13 protein-coding genes are annotated in these 13,003 nt (G+C 70.4%); 8 read left to right on the top strand and 5 right to left on the bottom strand.

Annotated features, from left to right (window positions below; all coding sequences use genetic code 11):
• Both BGN97_RS10690 and BGN97_RS10685 read right to left on the bottom strand, forming a co-directional pair.
• On the bottom strand, window positions 1-798 hold a 798-nt coding region (locus BGN97_RS10690), incomplete at its 3' end, for an OmpA family protein (protein WP_292701130.1).
• 112 nt (window positions 799-910) lie between these two features.
• Window positions 911-1,693 carry an IclR family transcriptional regulator gene (locus tag BGN97_RS10685; RefSeq protein WP_292701127.1) on the bottom strand — a complete coding sequence of 261 codons (783 nt, stop codon included), beginning with the start codon at window positions 1,691-1,693 and terminating at the stop codon, window positions 911-913.
• A gap of 52 nt (window positions 1,694-1,745) precedes the next feature.
• Between BGN97_RS10685 and hutH the strand changes: the two genes are divergently transcribed.
• From hutH to BGN97_RS10660, 5 genes are all read left to right on the top strand, one after another.
• Window positions 1,746-3,287 (top strand): histidine ammonia-lyase, encoded by a 1,542-nt coding sequence (gene hutH / locus BGN97_RS10680; protein WP_292701125.1) that lies wholly within the window; start codon window positions 1,746-1,748, stop codon window positions 3,285-3,287.
• A complete protein-coding gene (gene hutU, locus BGN97_RS10675) occupies window positions 3,280-4,959 on the top strand; it encodes a urocanate hydratase (protein WP_292701122.1) in 1,680 nt (559 codons plus the stop codon). Before hutH ends, hutU begins: the two co-directional genes overlap by 8 nt.
• A gap of 134 nt (window positions 4,960-5,093) precedes the next feature.
• Window positions 5,094-6,233: an imidazolonepropionase gene (hutI, locus tag BGN97_RS10670; RefSeq protein ID WP_292701235.1), complete on the top strand. Its 1,140-nt coding sequence runs from the start codon at window positions 5,094-5,096 to the stop codon at window positions 6,231-6,233.
• Between the two features lie 18 nt (window positions 6,234-6,251).
• The gene (locus BGN97_RS10665; protein ID WP_292701120.1) at window positions 6,252-7,151 is read left to right on the top strand and encodes an agmatinase family protein; all 900 of its coding nucleotides are present in this window, start codon (window positions 6,252-6,254) and stop codon (window positions 7,149-7,151) included.
• 149 nt (window positions 7,152-7,300) lie between these two features.
• Window positions 7,301-7,945: an NAD(P)H-binding protein gene (locus BGN97_RS10660; protein ID WP_292701117.1), complete on the top strand. Its 645-nt coding sequence runs from the start codon at window positions 7,301-7,303 to the stop codon at window positions 7,943-7,945.
• Window positions 7,946-7,968: 23 nt separating this feature from the next.
• Here the strand turns inward: BGN97_RS10660 and BGN97_RS10655 are convergent, their stop codons facing one another.
• Window positions 7,969-9,258, bottom strand: coding sequence for a DUF445 domain-containing protein (locus tag BGN97_RS10655; RefSeq protein WP_292701114.1), 1,290 nt, complete (start codon window positions 9,256-9,258; stop codon window positions 7,969-7,971).
• Between the two features lie 83 nt (window positions 9,259-9,341).
• On the opposite strand from BGN97_RS10655, the gene BGN97_RS10650 reads away from it, so the two are divergent.
• From BGN97_RS10650 to BGN97_RS10640, 3 genes are all read left to right on the top strand, one after another.
• Window positions 9,342-9,632 (top strand): type II toxin-antitoxin system prevent-host-death family antitoxin, encoded by a 291-nt coding sequence (locus BGN97_RS10650; RefSeq protein WP_292701111.1) that lies wholly within the window; start codon window positions 9,342-9,344, stop codon window positions 9,630-9,632.
• The gene (locus tag BGN97_RS10645) at window positions 9,632-10,045 is read left to right on the top strand and encodes a type II toxin-antitoxin system VapC family toxin (RefSeq protein WP_292701108.1); all 414 of its coding nucleotides are present in this window, start codon (window positions 9,632-9,634) and stop codon (window positions 10,043-10,045) included. The genes BGN97_RS10650 and BGN97_RS10645 overlap by 1 nt, the downstream gene beginning before the upstream one ends.
• A 132-nt stretch (window positions 10,046-10,177) precedes the next feature.
• Window positions 10,178-11,656 (top strand): HNH endonuclease signature motif containing protein, encoded by a 1,479-nt coding sequence (locus BGN97_RS10640; protein ID WP_292701105.1) that lies wholly within the window; start codon window positions 10,178-10,180, stop codon window positions 11,654-11,656.
• Window positions 11,657-11,686: 30 nt separating this feature from the next.
• On the opposite strand, the gene BGN97_RS10635 is transcribed toward BGN97_RS10640, so the two are convergent.
• Window positions 11,687-12,736, bottom strand: coding sequence for a hypothetical protein (locus tag BGN97_RS10635; RefSeq protein ID WP_292701102.1), 1,050 nt, complete (start codon window positions 12,734-12,736; stop codon window positions 11,687-11,689).
• Window positions 12,737-12,769: 33 nt separating this feature from the next.
• Window positions 12,770-13,003: hypothetical protein (locus tag BGN97_RS10630; RefSeq protein WP_292701097.1), on the bottom strand; the 234-nt coding region annotated here is incomplete at its 5' end.

The following is a 13,003-nucleotide window of genomic DNA, read 5'->3' as shown; positions in this document are numbered from 1 at the left end:
CGGGAACACGCCCAGCTTGGCGACCGGTGCGATCGGCTCGACCTTGATGTCCTTGCCGTTGAGCTTGCCCGTGCCGTCTCCGTAGTTCTGGATGCTCAGGCCCGGGGCCGCGTAGTTGCCGGAGCCGTCGCCGTAGTTCTGGATCGTGACGCCCCCTCCGGTGAAGCTGCCCGAGCCGTCTCCGTGGTTCTGGATGGTGCCGTCGGGGCCCGTGTAGTTGCCGGAGCCGTCCCCGTAGATCTGCACGGTCATCGTGCTGTCGGAGTAGTTGCCCGAGCCGTCGCCGTAGTTCTGGATGGTGATGCCGTTCCCGGAGTAGTTGCCCGAGCCGTCGCCGTAGTTCTGCACGGTGATGCCGTTCAGCGTGAAGTTCCCTGAGCCGTCGCCGTAGTTCTGGATGCTGCCGTCGGAGCCGGTGTAGTTGCCGGAGCCGTCGCCGTACAGGTACGCGCTGCCGTTGCCTGCGATCACCTCGCCGCCGGCATCGCAGTGCGCGGGGGAGACCGTGACCCCGGGGATCTTCGCGAAGTCGTCCTTGATGTCGATCGTGAACCCGGATGCCGATGCGGTGTCGAGCAGCGAGAGATCCGGCAGCCGGAACAGCGGCACGGGCGGGAAGTCGCCGACGTCGTACCCGGGGACGACGGGCAGCTTCGAGGCGGCGGCTGCCGATGCCGCGGGCTCGGGCTTCTGGGATGCCGGCGCGGGCGAGGCCACGCCGACCGAGCAGCCGGCCAGGGCGATGACGGCCGAGGCGGTGCCGAGGAGCGCGAGGAGGGCTCGTGCGGAAGTGTTCATGGTTCGAGAGTATCGAGCGTCCGTCGCACGCCCGTCGCGGCCTTGTCGCAGATCAGCGACAATTCTCCGACGGCTCGAGATGGCCCTCCTCCGCATGCTCGGACAGCCCTGTTCAGCCGAGCCGGGCCTGCAGCGTGCGCGCGACCTCGAGCACGGCATCCGCCGGCGTCACTGAGCGCTCGCCCTCCCAGGTCACGGCCACCGCGGCGGCGGGCCAGCCCGCATGGTCGCGCACCACGGCGGCGACCGATCGGAAGCCCGGCGTCACCTCGCCGTCCTCGGTGGCGACGCCGGCTGCGCGCACCTCGCGGAGCACCTCCCGGAGTTCGGCCGGGCGCGAGGGTCCCTGCCCGGTGCGATCGGTGAAGGACGCTGTGTTCGGGTACAGCGCGCGCACCTGCGACGCGGGGAGCGCCGCGAGCATGGCCCGCCCGGTGGCCGTGAGGTGCGCGGGAAGGCGAACGCCGACATCCGTCACCAGCGCGGGCCGCCGCGCAGCGCGCTCCTCCACGATGTACAGCACGTCGCGTCCGCTCATCACGGCCAGGTGCGCGCTCTCCCCGATGCGGTCGGCGAGAGCGGCGATCAGCGGGCGTCCGAGCCGGGCCAGCGGCTCCTGGCGGGCGTAGCCGCCGGCGAGCTCGAAGGCGCTGGTGCCGAGGCCCCAGCGCCGCTCCTGCGAGAGGTGCACGACGAAGCCGTGCGCCTCGAGCGTGGCGAGGAGGTGGTAGACCGTGGAGCGCGGGATGCCCAGGTCGCGGCCCAGTGCGGATGCCGCGATCGGCGCGGGCCGGCGGGCCAGATGCCGCAGGATCCGCAGCGTCTGATCGGCCGCGGGCACCTGCGGGCGCGCATCGGAGGCATCCGGAGCCAGTTCGTCTGGGATCACAGACACAGTCTGCCACGGAGCGCTCCCGCGCGGGCATCCGACGGTGTGGAATCAGATCATGCAGCACTCCTCCACCGTGATCGTCGGCGCAGCCCCTCTGTCGCCCGCCGACGTCGTCGCCGTCGCCCGCCACTTCGCGAAAGTCGAGATCGCCGACGTCGCCCGCGAGCGCGTCGCCGCCGGCCGCGCCGTCATCGACGGCATGGCCGCCGACCCGCACCCGCACTACGGCGTCTCCACCGGCTTCGGCGCCCTCGCCACCACCTTCATCGCCCCCGAGCGCCGCCGCCAGCTGCAGCTCAGCCTGATCCGCTCGCACGCCGCGGGCACCGGCCCCGAGGTCGAGACCGAGGTCGTGCGCGCCCTGCAGCTCCTCCGCCTGCAGACCCTGGCCTCCGGCCACACCGGCGTGCGTCCCGTCGTCGTCGACACCTACGCCGCCATGCTCAACTCCCGCATCACCCCGGTCGTGCGCGAGTACGGCTCGCTCGGCTGCTCCGGCGACCTGGCGCCGCTGTCGCACGTCGCACTCGCCTCAATGGGAGAGGGGGACGTGCGCAACGCCGACGGCGAGCTGGTCCCGGCGTCCGAAGCGCTCGCCGCCGCCGGCGTCGAACCGCTCGCGCTCGTGGAGAAGGAGGGCCTCGCCCTCGTCAACGGCACCGACGGCATGCTCGGGATGCTCGTGCTCGCCCTGCACGACCTCGAGCAGCTCACGACCACCGCCGACCTCGCCGCCGCCATGTCGATCGAATCGCAGCTCGGCACGGACGCCGTGTTCGCCGCCGACCTGATGGCGCTGCGCCCGCAGGTGGGCCAGGCGACCTCCGCCGCGAACCTCCGCGCCTTCCTCGCCGAGTCGCCGATCGTGCACAGCCACAAGGGTCCCGAGGACGGCCGCGTGCAGGACGCGTACTCGCTGCGCTGCTCGCCGCAGGTTCACGGCACCGCCCGCGACACCATGGGCCACGCCACCATGATCGCCGAGCGCGAGCTGGCGTCCGTCGTCGACAACCCGATCGTGGTGTCGGAAGGACGCCTCGAGTCGAACGGCAACTTCCACGGCGCCCCTGTCGCCGCCGTGCTCGACTTCCTCGCGATCTCGGTCGCGGACCTGGCCTCGATCTCCGAGCGCCGCACCGACCGCGCGCTGGACCCCGCCCGCAACCGCGACCTGCCGCCATTCCTCGCGCACGAGGTGGGCGTCGACTCCGGCCTGATGATCGCGCAGTACGCGGCGGCCGGCATCGTCTCCGAGCTCAAGCGCCTCGCGGCACCGGCATCCGTCGACTCCATCCCGTCGTCGGCCATGCAGGAGGACCACGTCTCGATGGGCTGGGCGGCAGCCCGCAAGCTGCGCCGCGCCATCGACGGCCTCACCCGCGTGCTGGCCATCGAGATCCTCACCGGCGCCCGCGCGCTCGACCTGCGCGCGCCGCTGGTCGCCGGCCCCGCCACGGGTGCCGTGCGCGACCTGGTCCGCACCGTCGCCGACGGCCCCGGACCCGACCATTTCCTCTCACCCGACATGGAGGCCGTCACCGAGCTCGTGCGCTCGGGCGCCGTCCTCCGCACTGCGAAGGAGCACGCTGATGTCTGAACCCACCCTCCACGACCCCACCCGCAGCATCCGCGCTGCGCGCGGCAACCAGCGCACCGCCAAGAGCTGGGGTGCCGAGGCCGCCAAGCGGATGCTGATGAACAACCTCGACGCCGAGGTCGCCGAGCACCCCGAGGACCTCGTCGTCTACGGTGGCACCGGTCGCGCGGCACGCAGCTGGGAGGCGTACGACGCGATCGTGCGGACCCTCGACGAGCTCGCGCCCGACGAGACCCTGCTCGTGCAGTCCGGCAAGCCCGTCGGCGTGTTCCGCACCCACGAGTGGGCGCCGCGCGTGCTGATCGCCAACTCCAACCTCGTTGGCGACTGGGCCACCTGGCCCGAGTTCCGCAAGCTCGAGGCCGAGGGCCTGATGATGTACGGCCAGATGACGGCCGGTTCGTGGATCTACATCGGCACCCAGGGCATCCTGCAGGGCACTTACGAGACCTTCGCCGCGGTCGCCCGCTCGCTCGGCAAGGAGTCGCTGAAGGGCACGCTGTCGCTCACCGGAGGCGCGGGCGGCATGGGCGGCGCGCAGCCGCTGGCCGTCACGCTCAACGAGGGCGCTGTGCTGATCGTCGACGTCGACGAGTCGCGCCTGTCGCGCCGCGTCGAGCACGGCTACCTCGACGTCTACTACACCGATCTCGACGAGGCCGTGGCCCGTGCGGTCGCCGCCAAGGAGGCGGGCGAGGCCCTCTCCGTCGGCATCGTGGGCAACGCCGCCGAGGTGTTCCCCGAGCTGTTCCGCCGTCAGCAGGCCGGTGAGATCGCGATCGACATCGTGACTGACCAGACCAGCGCGCACGACCCGCTCGCGTACCTGCCCGTCGGCATCGCGTTCGAGGACTGGAAGGCCGAGGCCGAGCGCGACCCCGAGGAGTTCACCCGACGCTCGCGCGAGGCGATGGCCGCGCACGTCGCCGCCATGGTCGCGTTCCAGGACGCCGGCGCCGCCGTGTTCGACTACGGCAACTCCATCCGCGCCGAGGCCAAGCTCGGCGGCTTCGACCGGGCGTTCGAGTTCCCCGGTTTCGTGCCGGCGTACATCCGCCCGCAGTTCGAAGAGGGCCGCGGCCCGTTCCGCTGGGCCGCTCTCTCCGGTGACCCGGAGGACATCTACAAGACCGACCGTGCCATCGCGGAGCTGTTCCCCGAGGACAAGGCCCTGCACCGCTGGCTGGAGAAGGCCGGCGAGAAGGTGCACTTCGAGGGTCTGCCCGCACGCATCTGCTGGCTGGGCTACAAGGAGCGCCACCTGGCCGGCCTGAAGTTCAACGAGATGGTCGCCTCCGGCGAGCTGTCCGCCCCGATCGTGATCGGCCGTGACCACCTGGACTCCGGTTCTGTCGCCAGCCCGTACCGCGAGACCGAGGCCATGAAGGACGGCTCCGACGCGATCGCCGACTGGCCGCTGCTGAACGCCCTGCTGAACACCTCCTCGGGCGCCAGCTGGGTGTCGCTGCACCACGGCGGCGGCGTCGGCATCGGCCGCTCGATCCACGCCGGCCAGGTCACCGTCGCCGACGGCTCCGAGCTCGCAGCCGAGAAGCTCGAGCGCGTGCTGACCAACGACCCCGGCACCGGCGTGATGCGTCATGTGGACGCGGGCTACGAGCACGCCCGCGACGTGGCCCGCGAGCGCGGCCTCAAGGTGCCGATGCTGTGAGCACCACGCTCATTACGAACATCGGGGAGCTGACGACCAACGTCAGCTCCCCGCTGGACGGCGCTGTCCCGATAGGCGGAGCCCGACCCGATTCGCGGACTGTTTCGGGGGATTCGTCCGCGAGTCGGGACAGTATCAGCAGATCGGGGCATCCGGGCGATCGCTTCGGCACGCTCACGGACGCGGCCGTCCTCATCGAGGGCGACCGCATCGCGTGGGTCGGCCCGGCATCCGAGGTCCCCGCGGTTCCCGGCGGCTACCTCGAAGTGGACGCCGAGGGCCGTGCGGTCATCCCCGGCTTCGTCGACAGCCACAGCCACATCGTGTTCGGCGGCGACCGGGCGACCGAGTTCGAGGCTCGCATGGCCGGCGAGAGGTACGCGGCCGGCGGCATCCGCTCCACCGTCGCCGCGACCCGCGGCGCGTCCGACGACGAGCTGCGCGCGCGGCTGCGCGGCTTCCTCGACGAGATGCTCACGCAGGGCACCACCACCGTCGAGATCAAGAGCGGCTACGGGCTGGACGTCGAGACCGAGGCGCGCCTGGTGCGCCTGGCCGCCGAGGTCACGCCCGAGGTCACCTTCCTCGGTGCCCACGTCGTGCCGGCGGAGTACGCCGACCGCGGCGACGAGTACGTCGATCTGGTGATCGGCGAGATGCTGGACGCCTGCGCCCCGCACTCCAGGTGGATCGACGTGTTCTGCGAGACAGGGGCGTTCACGGTGCCGCAGTCCCGGCGGGTGCTCGAGGCGGGCATCGCCCGCGGCCTGAAGCCGCGCGTGCACGCCAGCCAGCTCGGCCCCGGTGAGGGCGTGCAGCTGGCCATCGAGCTGGGTGCGGCATCCGTCGACCACGGCACGTACCTCTCCGACGAGGACGTGGCCGCGCTCGCCGCATCCGACACGGTGCTCACTGCGCTGCCCGGGGTGGAGTTCTCCACCCGGCATCCGTTCCCGGACGCGCGCCGGCTGATCGATGCGGGAGTGACCGTCGCGATCGCCTGCGACACGAACCCCGGATCGAGCTTCACGTCCTCCATGCCGTTCTGCATCGCGCTCGCGGTGCGGGAGATGGGCATGACGACCGCCGAGGCCGTCTGGGCGGCCACCGCCGGAGGCGCCGCGGCGCTGCAGCGGGATGACATCGGCGTGATCGCGCCGGGCAGGCGCGCCGATCTGGTGATGCTCGACGCGCCCACGCGCGTGCACCTGGCCTACCGTCCCGGTGTGCCGCTGGTGAAGAAGGTCTGGAAGGACGGCGTCGCGGTCCGCTGACGCCAGGAGAGGACGAACATGGCACTTCCGCACGACGAGCTCTGGCCGCGCGCCGGATCCTGGCCCGCGCCGGTCGCGGGGGAGAAGACGGATGCCGTGCTGCTGGGCGTCCCGACCTGGCGCACGTCGATCTCGAGCACGGGCGCTCACGCGACGCCGGCCGCGATCCGCGAGGCCCTGCCGCGGTACAGTGCGACGCTGATGGGCACCCCCGCCGTGGACCTGAACGATGCGCTGCGGATCGCGGATGCCGGTGACGTGCACGAGCCCGACGGCGACGAGGGCGTGCAGCGCGCGGTCGACCGCGTGCGGGAGCTGGCCGCGGACTCGCGTCTGGTCATCGCGCTCGGCGGCGACAACTCGCTGACCTACCCCGTCGCGCGTGGCGCCGGGGCCGACGGTCTCATCACGATCGACGCGCACTACGACCTGCGCGACGGCGTCTCCAACGGCTCGCCGGTGCGCCGGCTGGTGCAGGATGCCCCGGAGGGCGAGCGCATCGACCCGAAGCGGATCGTGCAGATCGGCATCGCCGACTTCGCGAACTCCGCGGCCTACGCGCAGCGCGCGGCCGAGTGGGGCATCCGGGTGATCACTCTCGACGAGGTGCGCCGTCGCGGCATCGCCGACGTGGTCGCGGAGGCGCTGGAGGTCGCCGGAGCGGGCTCCCGCATCCACCTGGACATCGACGTCGACGCAGTCGATCGCGCGGCCGTCCCGGGCTGCCCGGCGAGTGTTCCCGGCGGCTTCGCCGCGTGGGAGCTGCGGGCCCTGGTCCGCGGCATCGCGGCCGACGAGCGCGTCGTCAGCGCCGACCTCGCCGAGGTCGACGCGACGGCGGATGCCGAGGACGGCCGCACCGTGCGCCTCGCGGCCTTGTGCGTGCTGGAGCTTCTGGCGGGCCTCGCAGCCCGCTGAGCGCGCAGGAGGGCTTCTGCTCCACCGAAGGCTCCAGCAGAAGGGTTCTGCTCCAGCGCGAGACGGACGTCATGAGGGCTGTCTCGTGCTGGGGAGAAGCTCTTCGGCGCTCCGGCGCCGTACCGGATCCGCACGAGTAACGTGGAGGCATGGCTCGGATCATCGTGTTCGGCGGCCACGGCAAGGTCGCACTGCTGCTCGCTCCGGTGCTCGTCGCTCGCGGCGACGAGGTCACCGCCGTCATCCGCGATCCCGCGCAGGCCGATGACGTGCGTGCCGCCGGAGCCGTGCCCGCGGTGTTCGACATGGAGCGGGAGGACCGGGCGGCGTTCGCGGCGCTGATCGCCGGGCACGACGCCGTCGTCTGGTCGGCCGGCGCGGGCGGCGGGGACCCGGCGCGGACGCACGCCGTCGACTTCGAGGCCGCCGTGCGGTCTATGGACGCGGCGAGGGACGCCGGCCTGGGCCGCTACGTGATGGTGTCCTACTTCGGATCCTCGCCCGAGCACGGCATCCCGGCATCCGATCCGTTCCACGCCTACGCCGAGGCGAAGGCGGCAGCCGACGAGTACCTGCGGGCGACCGGCCTGGACTGGACCGTGCTGGCGCCCAGCCGCCTGACGCTAAGCGAGGCCACCGGCCGCATCGACGTGACCGCCGATGTCTCGGGCGAGGTGAGCCGCGCGGACGTCGCTCTCGTGGTCGCGGAGACGCTGCGGCAGCCCGCGACCATCCGCCGGACCATCCGGTTCAACGACGGCGACCGGCCGATCGCCGAGGCCCTGGCGGGCTGAGGCCCCGGCTCCCGCCGACGGCGTCAGCCCAGTCCCAGGGGGACTGGGATCACGGCATGCGCGACGGCGAAGATCGCGAGCCCGGCGAGCGCTCCCACCACCGTGCCGTTCAGCCGGATGTACTGCAGATCGCGTCCCACCATCAGCTCGATCTTCTCGGTGGTCTCCGCGGCATCCCACTTCTCGACGGTGTCGGTGATGATCGACGCGATGTCGTGCCGGTAGCGGTCGACCAGGAACACCGCGGCGTCGGTGACCCAGCCGTCGACGCGAGCCTGCAGGGCAGGCTCAGTGGCCAGGCGCCGACCGATCTCGGCGACGGCGGATGCCGCGCGGCGGCGCAGCCCGCTCTCCGGGTCGGCGAGGGCGGTGAGCAGGCCGTTCTTGGCGGTGTCCCAGGCCTGCGCCGCGAGTGCGATCACCCGCGGGCTGTCGAACACCGCGGCCTTGGCGCCCTCGAAGCGGTCCCGCATGGCGGGGTCGTGCTGCAGGCGGTCGGCCAGGCGAGCCAGGTAGCCGTCGAGCGCCTGACGGGCCGGATGCTGCGGGTCGGCCTGCACGGCCTCCACGAAGCGGACGGCCTCGTGGTAGACGGTCTCGTCGACGAAGCGGTGCGCGAGCTTCGGGACCCAGCCCGGGAGCCGTCGGGAGACGAGGCCCTGGAAGGTGTGCGCGTTGGCGTGCAGCCAGGTCGAGATGCTGTCCACGGCCAGGTCGACCGCGCCGCGATGCGCATCCGCCTCGACGATGCGCTCCAGCCAGCCGCCCGCGGACGGCGCCCAGTCCGGCTCGATCAGGTGCTCGCGCGCGAGATCGGCGATGAGGCCCTGCACGTCGTCGTCGCTCAGCGCGCGGAGCACGGCGGATGCCGCGGTCGAGCCCTCTGCGGCGACCCGCTCCGCGTGACCCGGGTCCTGCAGCCATTCGCCGAGGCGCTTCGACAGCGCGGTGCGGGAGAGCTTGTCGCGCACGATCTCGCCGGAGAGGAAGTTGGTCTCGACGAACTCGCCCAGCGAGCGGCCGATCTCATCCTTGCGGTTCGGGATGATCGCGGTGTGCGGGATGGGTAGTCCCAGCGGGTGCCGGAACAGCGCCGTGACGGCGAACCAGTCCGCGAGCGCGCCGACCATGCCGCCCTCGGCGGCCGCGCGCGCGTAGGCCAGCCACGGATACCGGTGCTCCAGGGCGAACGCGATCACGAAGACCACGGCCATGAAGATCAGTGCGCCCAGGGCCACCGCCTTCATCCGGCGCAGGCCCCGCAGCCGCTCCTGATCGGCGGGGGACAGCAGCGCCATCGGGGTTCGCGACATGTGGACATCCTTTCACGGGCGAGGCCCGCGTAGACTGTGTAGTACCGTTACTACTTCTCCGGCGGAGGTGCACGATGTTCACCATGAGCGCACGGGAGTTCAATCAATCGGTCGCGAAAGCGCAGCGCATCGCCGATGACGAACCAGTGCTGGTCACGCGGCACGGCGAGCCGGCGTATGTGCTGTTGAGCATTGCGGAGTACGAGAGGCTGCGACCAGCGACCTCATCGGACGGCGGGGATGCTCCGTACAGTCTGCTGAAGCTGCTTTCGCCGCCCGAGGGCGTCGAGTTCGACGATGACGATGATTTCGACGAGATCCTCCGGGACATCCGCAAGAACACCCCCGACCGACCGCCCTTCGAGTTCGACTGATGTATCTCCTGGACACGAACGTCATCTCCGAACTGCGCCGTGCGGGGCGCGCAGATCCGCACGCGCTGACGTGGCTGGATGCGCTGGGGCCAGACGATTGGTGGGTCAGCGTGGTCACTGACTATGAGCTCGAGCTCGGGCTCGTCGGCAAGCGTCACAAGGATCCGCGCCAGGCGTCTTTCCTCGACGCATGGCTGAAGAAGATCCGCAGGACGTACGAGCCACGGATGCTTCCCGTGACCCATGAGATCGGCCGAATCTGCGCATCGATCCAGGTGCCGGATCGTCGGCAGCTGACGGATGCCCTGATCGCCGCTACCGCGCTGCACCACGACCTCACGCTCGTCACGCGCAACGTGAAGGACTTCGAGGTCCCGGGGCTGAGGGTGTTCAACCCGTTCTCGGAGGGTTGAAGGGCCGGTTCGCGGTTCTTCCAGTCTGGTGACTCTCCCTGCACAATTGTGGGCGGGCGTGGGTTATCCACACATTGAAAATCAGATCTGACCTGGAGCTGCAATGTCGGTGGCCCCCTGTTGAATGGATGCATGACATCGCTCCCGCAAGTGCTCCAGAGCATCGCTCGGCAGCTTGCCGAGACGCGTGCGGGAGCGATGCACGCCTCAGGCGTCGCGGAGCTGGACTCCGCCGAGCAGATCGGCGTGCTCCGCAGCGTCGGGCAGCTCCAGCGGCTGCTGGACGGCATCGTCGTCGACGTGGTGGACGAGACCGAATCCGAGGATGCGAAACGCGAGCGAGCGGACCGGATCACGGCACGTGCCGGATGCCGGAACACGTCCGAGCTGCTGCAGCGCGTCATGCTGATCGACGGGGCCACCGCCCGTCGCTATTCGACCGCGGCTGACGCCGTGCATGAAGACATCGCGATCGTCTCGGGTGAGCGGCTGCCGGGGGATTTCCCCGAACTGTCTGCTGCGTTTCGCTCCGGCGAAATGTCGCTGGCCGGATTCCTCGCCTGCACCGGTCCGCTGCGGCAGGCGCAACCGCGGATCATGCCGGAGGACTTCGTCGCGGCGGATGCCGTACTGGCACGAGCAGGGTCAGGGCGAGATCTCTCAGCCTCCGACGCTGATGCCTGCGAAGGGGACCGAGCGCTGCGCCCCACGGTCACGGAGCTGTCAGCGTTGGCCGCGCATGTGCTGCAGCGGATCGATCCCGACGGGGCCCGTCCCGCCGATGACGCAGGTGAGCGCAGACGGAGCTTCGCGCTCGGGAGGCTGCGTGATGGCGCGGTGCCGGTGCGTGGTGATCTGCTGCCCGAGGTCGCGGCGATGCTGCAGCGGCTGATGGATGCCTACAGCAATCCACGTGTGCAATTCGCGCCCTCGCCCGACGACGGGCGGCTGGATCTCGGCGACGAGCCGGACGTCAACGTGCCGCCACTGGCTGCGGCCGACCTGCGCACACCCACGCAGAAGCGCCACGACGTGTTCGCAGCCATCGTCGGCTCGGTCGCTGCGGCGGAAGCCGCGCCGCAGCTGGGCGGGGCCTCTCCGACGTTGGTGGTGTCGGTGGATGCTGCAGATCTCGCATCCGGTGCCGGCCGGACGCACTTCCCAGGCGCGGAGTGGGACGCGCCGCTGAGTGTCGCCATGCACGCAGCCTGCGCGGGAAACGTACAGCGGGTGCTGTTCGACGACGCCGGGGCCATCATCGGCATCAGCACCAGCGGGCGCATCTTCACGCCGCACCAGCGCAAGGCGATCCTGCTGCGCGACGGCGGATGCCTGATCCCGGGCTGCGACGTGCGCGGAGACTGGTGCGAGATCCATCACGTGCAGGAGTGGGCGAAAGGCGGGCCGACGCATACGAGCAACGGCGTCGCGCTGTGTTGGCATCACCACCGGACTCTCGACACCTCGGGCTGGCAGATCAGGATGCGTGACGGCACCGCCGAGATCCGCGGACCGGCGTGGTGGGACCCGTATTGTCGCTGGCGATCGCCGGGGGACGGGTATCGCGCGGTCGATCGGGCGCTGGCGGGGCTGCGTGGCCGGAGTCGCTGAGGGCGCGAGGCATACAGGGAGAGACGGGGTTCACGTCTCGAAGTGGGACGGCCCCGCGGATTGAGCAGCGAAGGCGGCGCGCTCGTCGTTCTTCGCGGCCACCAGCTTCGTTTCGAGTTCCGCGACTGTGGTCCTGGCAGCCTCGACGCGTACTCGTTGTGCGCGCACGCCTGCGGAGGTGTCGGCGGTGCGGAACTGTGCGTCGACCGCAGCGCTCAGTTCCGCTTGTGCGGCTTGCAGTTCGGTCTTGAGATCTGCGACGCGTGCACGTGCTGCCAGCCAGGATGCCGACAGCTCGTGCCAGCGGGTGACTGCTGCCGCGCGTCGCGTTTCTCGCGCGGCGAGCCAGAGTGAGTGCGGCTGGGCCTCGAGCACGTGGTCCCGGTAGTGGATGAACGCGCTGCGGCGGTCGTGATCCTCCGTGGAGATTCGCGCTGCCATGTCCGCGAGCTGCTGCCACGAGTCGCGCACGGCGTCGGCTCCCTCCATGGTAAGCGGACGGCGGGCATGGTCGGTCGTCCAACCCAGAAGATATCCCGTGCCTTGGGGGTACGACTTGACGGAGCGAAGCTCCTCCTCCCGAGATGGGAGCGAAGAATCGGCGGACACCAGACCAAGTGCCACGCTGCCCTCAGCTTTCTGAGCCCCGCGCCACTTGCCCGAGGCCGGATCGAACGCTCGCGTCGCGTCGCGGAGCGAGACACCGGGGTAGATGCCATCGATCCATCTGCCCTCCGCGGTGTCGACCGGCACGCAGCCGACGCCGTCGAACTCCGAGAACGGGGCGCTCGCGTTGATGTCGCATACGACGACAGATTCGCGCGAACCGCGGAGGAGGAGGGCGGGCACTTCACGCACGTAGAAGACGCTTCCCTGCTTTCGTAAAGACTCGGCCCCGAACCTCGCGCCGTAGATGTCCCTGTAGAGACGTGCCTCCCGAAACCAGTTCTGCACCCATGTGCTGTGCCAGGCGTTCCTGCCACGATAGAGGAACGCGATGACACCGACCTCGATGTCAAGCAGAAGATCATCGTCGTACTCTTCTTCGCGCGCCGGCCAGCGCAGCTCCGGAATCTTCACGGGCGAGTCCTGGCTACTTCCGCGTGTCCGGGGTCAGTCAACGTCGTACACCTTCATGACCTCGTCGCCGTAGTCGTTGATGACCTTGATGGCGATCTTGCCGGTGGTGGGGCGCTCGAATGGCATCGACGTCGTGCGGTAGAGCTGCTCCCACGCGTCCGCGTTGATATCCGCCTTGAGTGCGACCTTGAGCTTCTTCATCGGGTCGTTGCCACCGGTGAAGTAGCAGTGCCGTACGAAGAACGACTCCTCGTTGTAGTTCGTGTC

Origin of the sequence: Microbacterium sp. 69-10, assembly GCF_001897945.1 — a bacterium.
Classification (GTDB): domain Bacteria; phylum Actinomycetota; class Actinomycetes; order Actinomycetales; family Microbacteriaceae; genus Microbacterium.
Note: the sequence above shows the minus strand (reverse complement) of the source record. Positions and strands in the feature narration are given on the sequence as shown.

Bases quoted from the DNA above. Each gene is read 5' to 3' on its own strand.
- hutH (WP_292701125.1), top strand. From the start codon at position 1,746: ATGCAGCACTCCTCCACCGTGATCGTCGGCGCAGCCCCTCTGTCGCCC.
- hutU (WP_292701122.1), top strand. From the start codon at position 3,280: ATGTCTGAACCCACCCTCCACGACCCCACCCGCAGCATCCGCGCTGCG.
- BGN97_RS10665 (WP_292701120.1), top strand. From the start codon at position 6,252: ATGGCACTTCCGCACGACGAGCTCTGGCCGCGCGCCGGATCCTGGCCC.
- BGN97_RS10660 (WP_292701117.1), top strand. From the start codon at position 7,301: ATGGCTCGGATCATCGTGTTCGGCGGCCACGGCAAGGTCGCACTGCTG.
- BGN97_RS10655 (WP_292701114.1), bottom strand. From the start codon at position 9,258: ATGTCGCGAACCCCGATGGCGCTGCTGTCCCCCGCCGATCAGGAGCGG.
- BGN97_RS10650 (WP_292701111.1), top strand. From the start codon at position 9,342: ATGAGCGCACGGGAGTTCAATCAATCGGTCGCGAAAGCGCAGCGCATC.
- BGN97_RS10645 (WP_292701108.1), top strand. From the start codon at position 9,632: ATGTATCTCCTGGACACGAACGTCATCTCCGAACTGCGCCGTGCGGGG.
- BGN97_RS10640 (WP_292701105.1), top strand. From the start codon at position 10,178: ATGACATCGCTCCCGCAAGTGCTCCAGAGCATCGCTCGGCAGCTTGCC.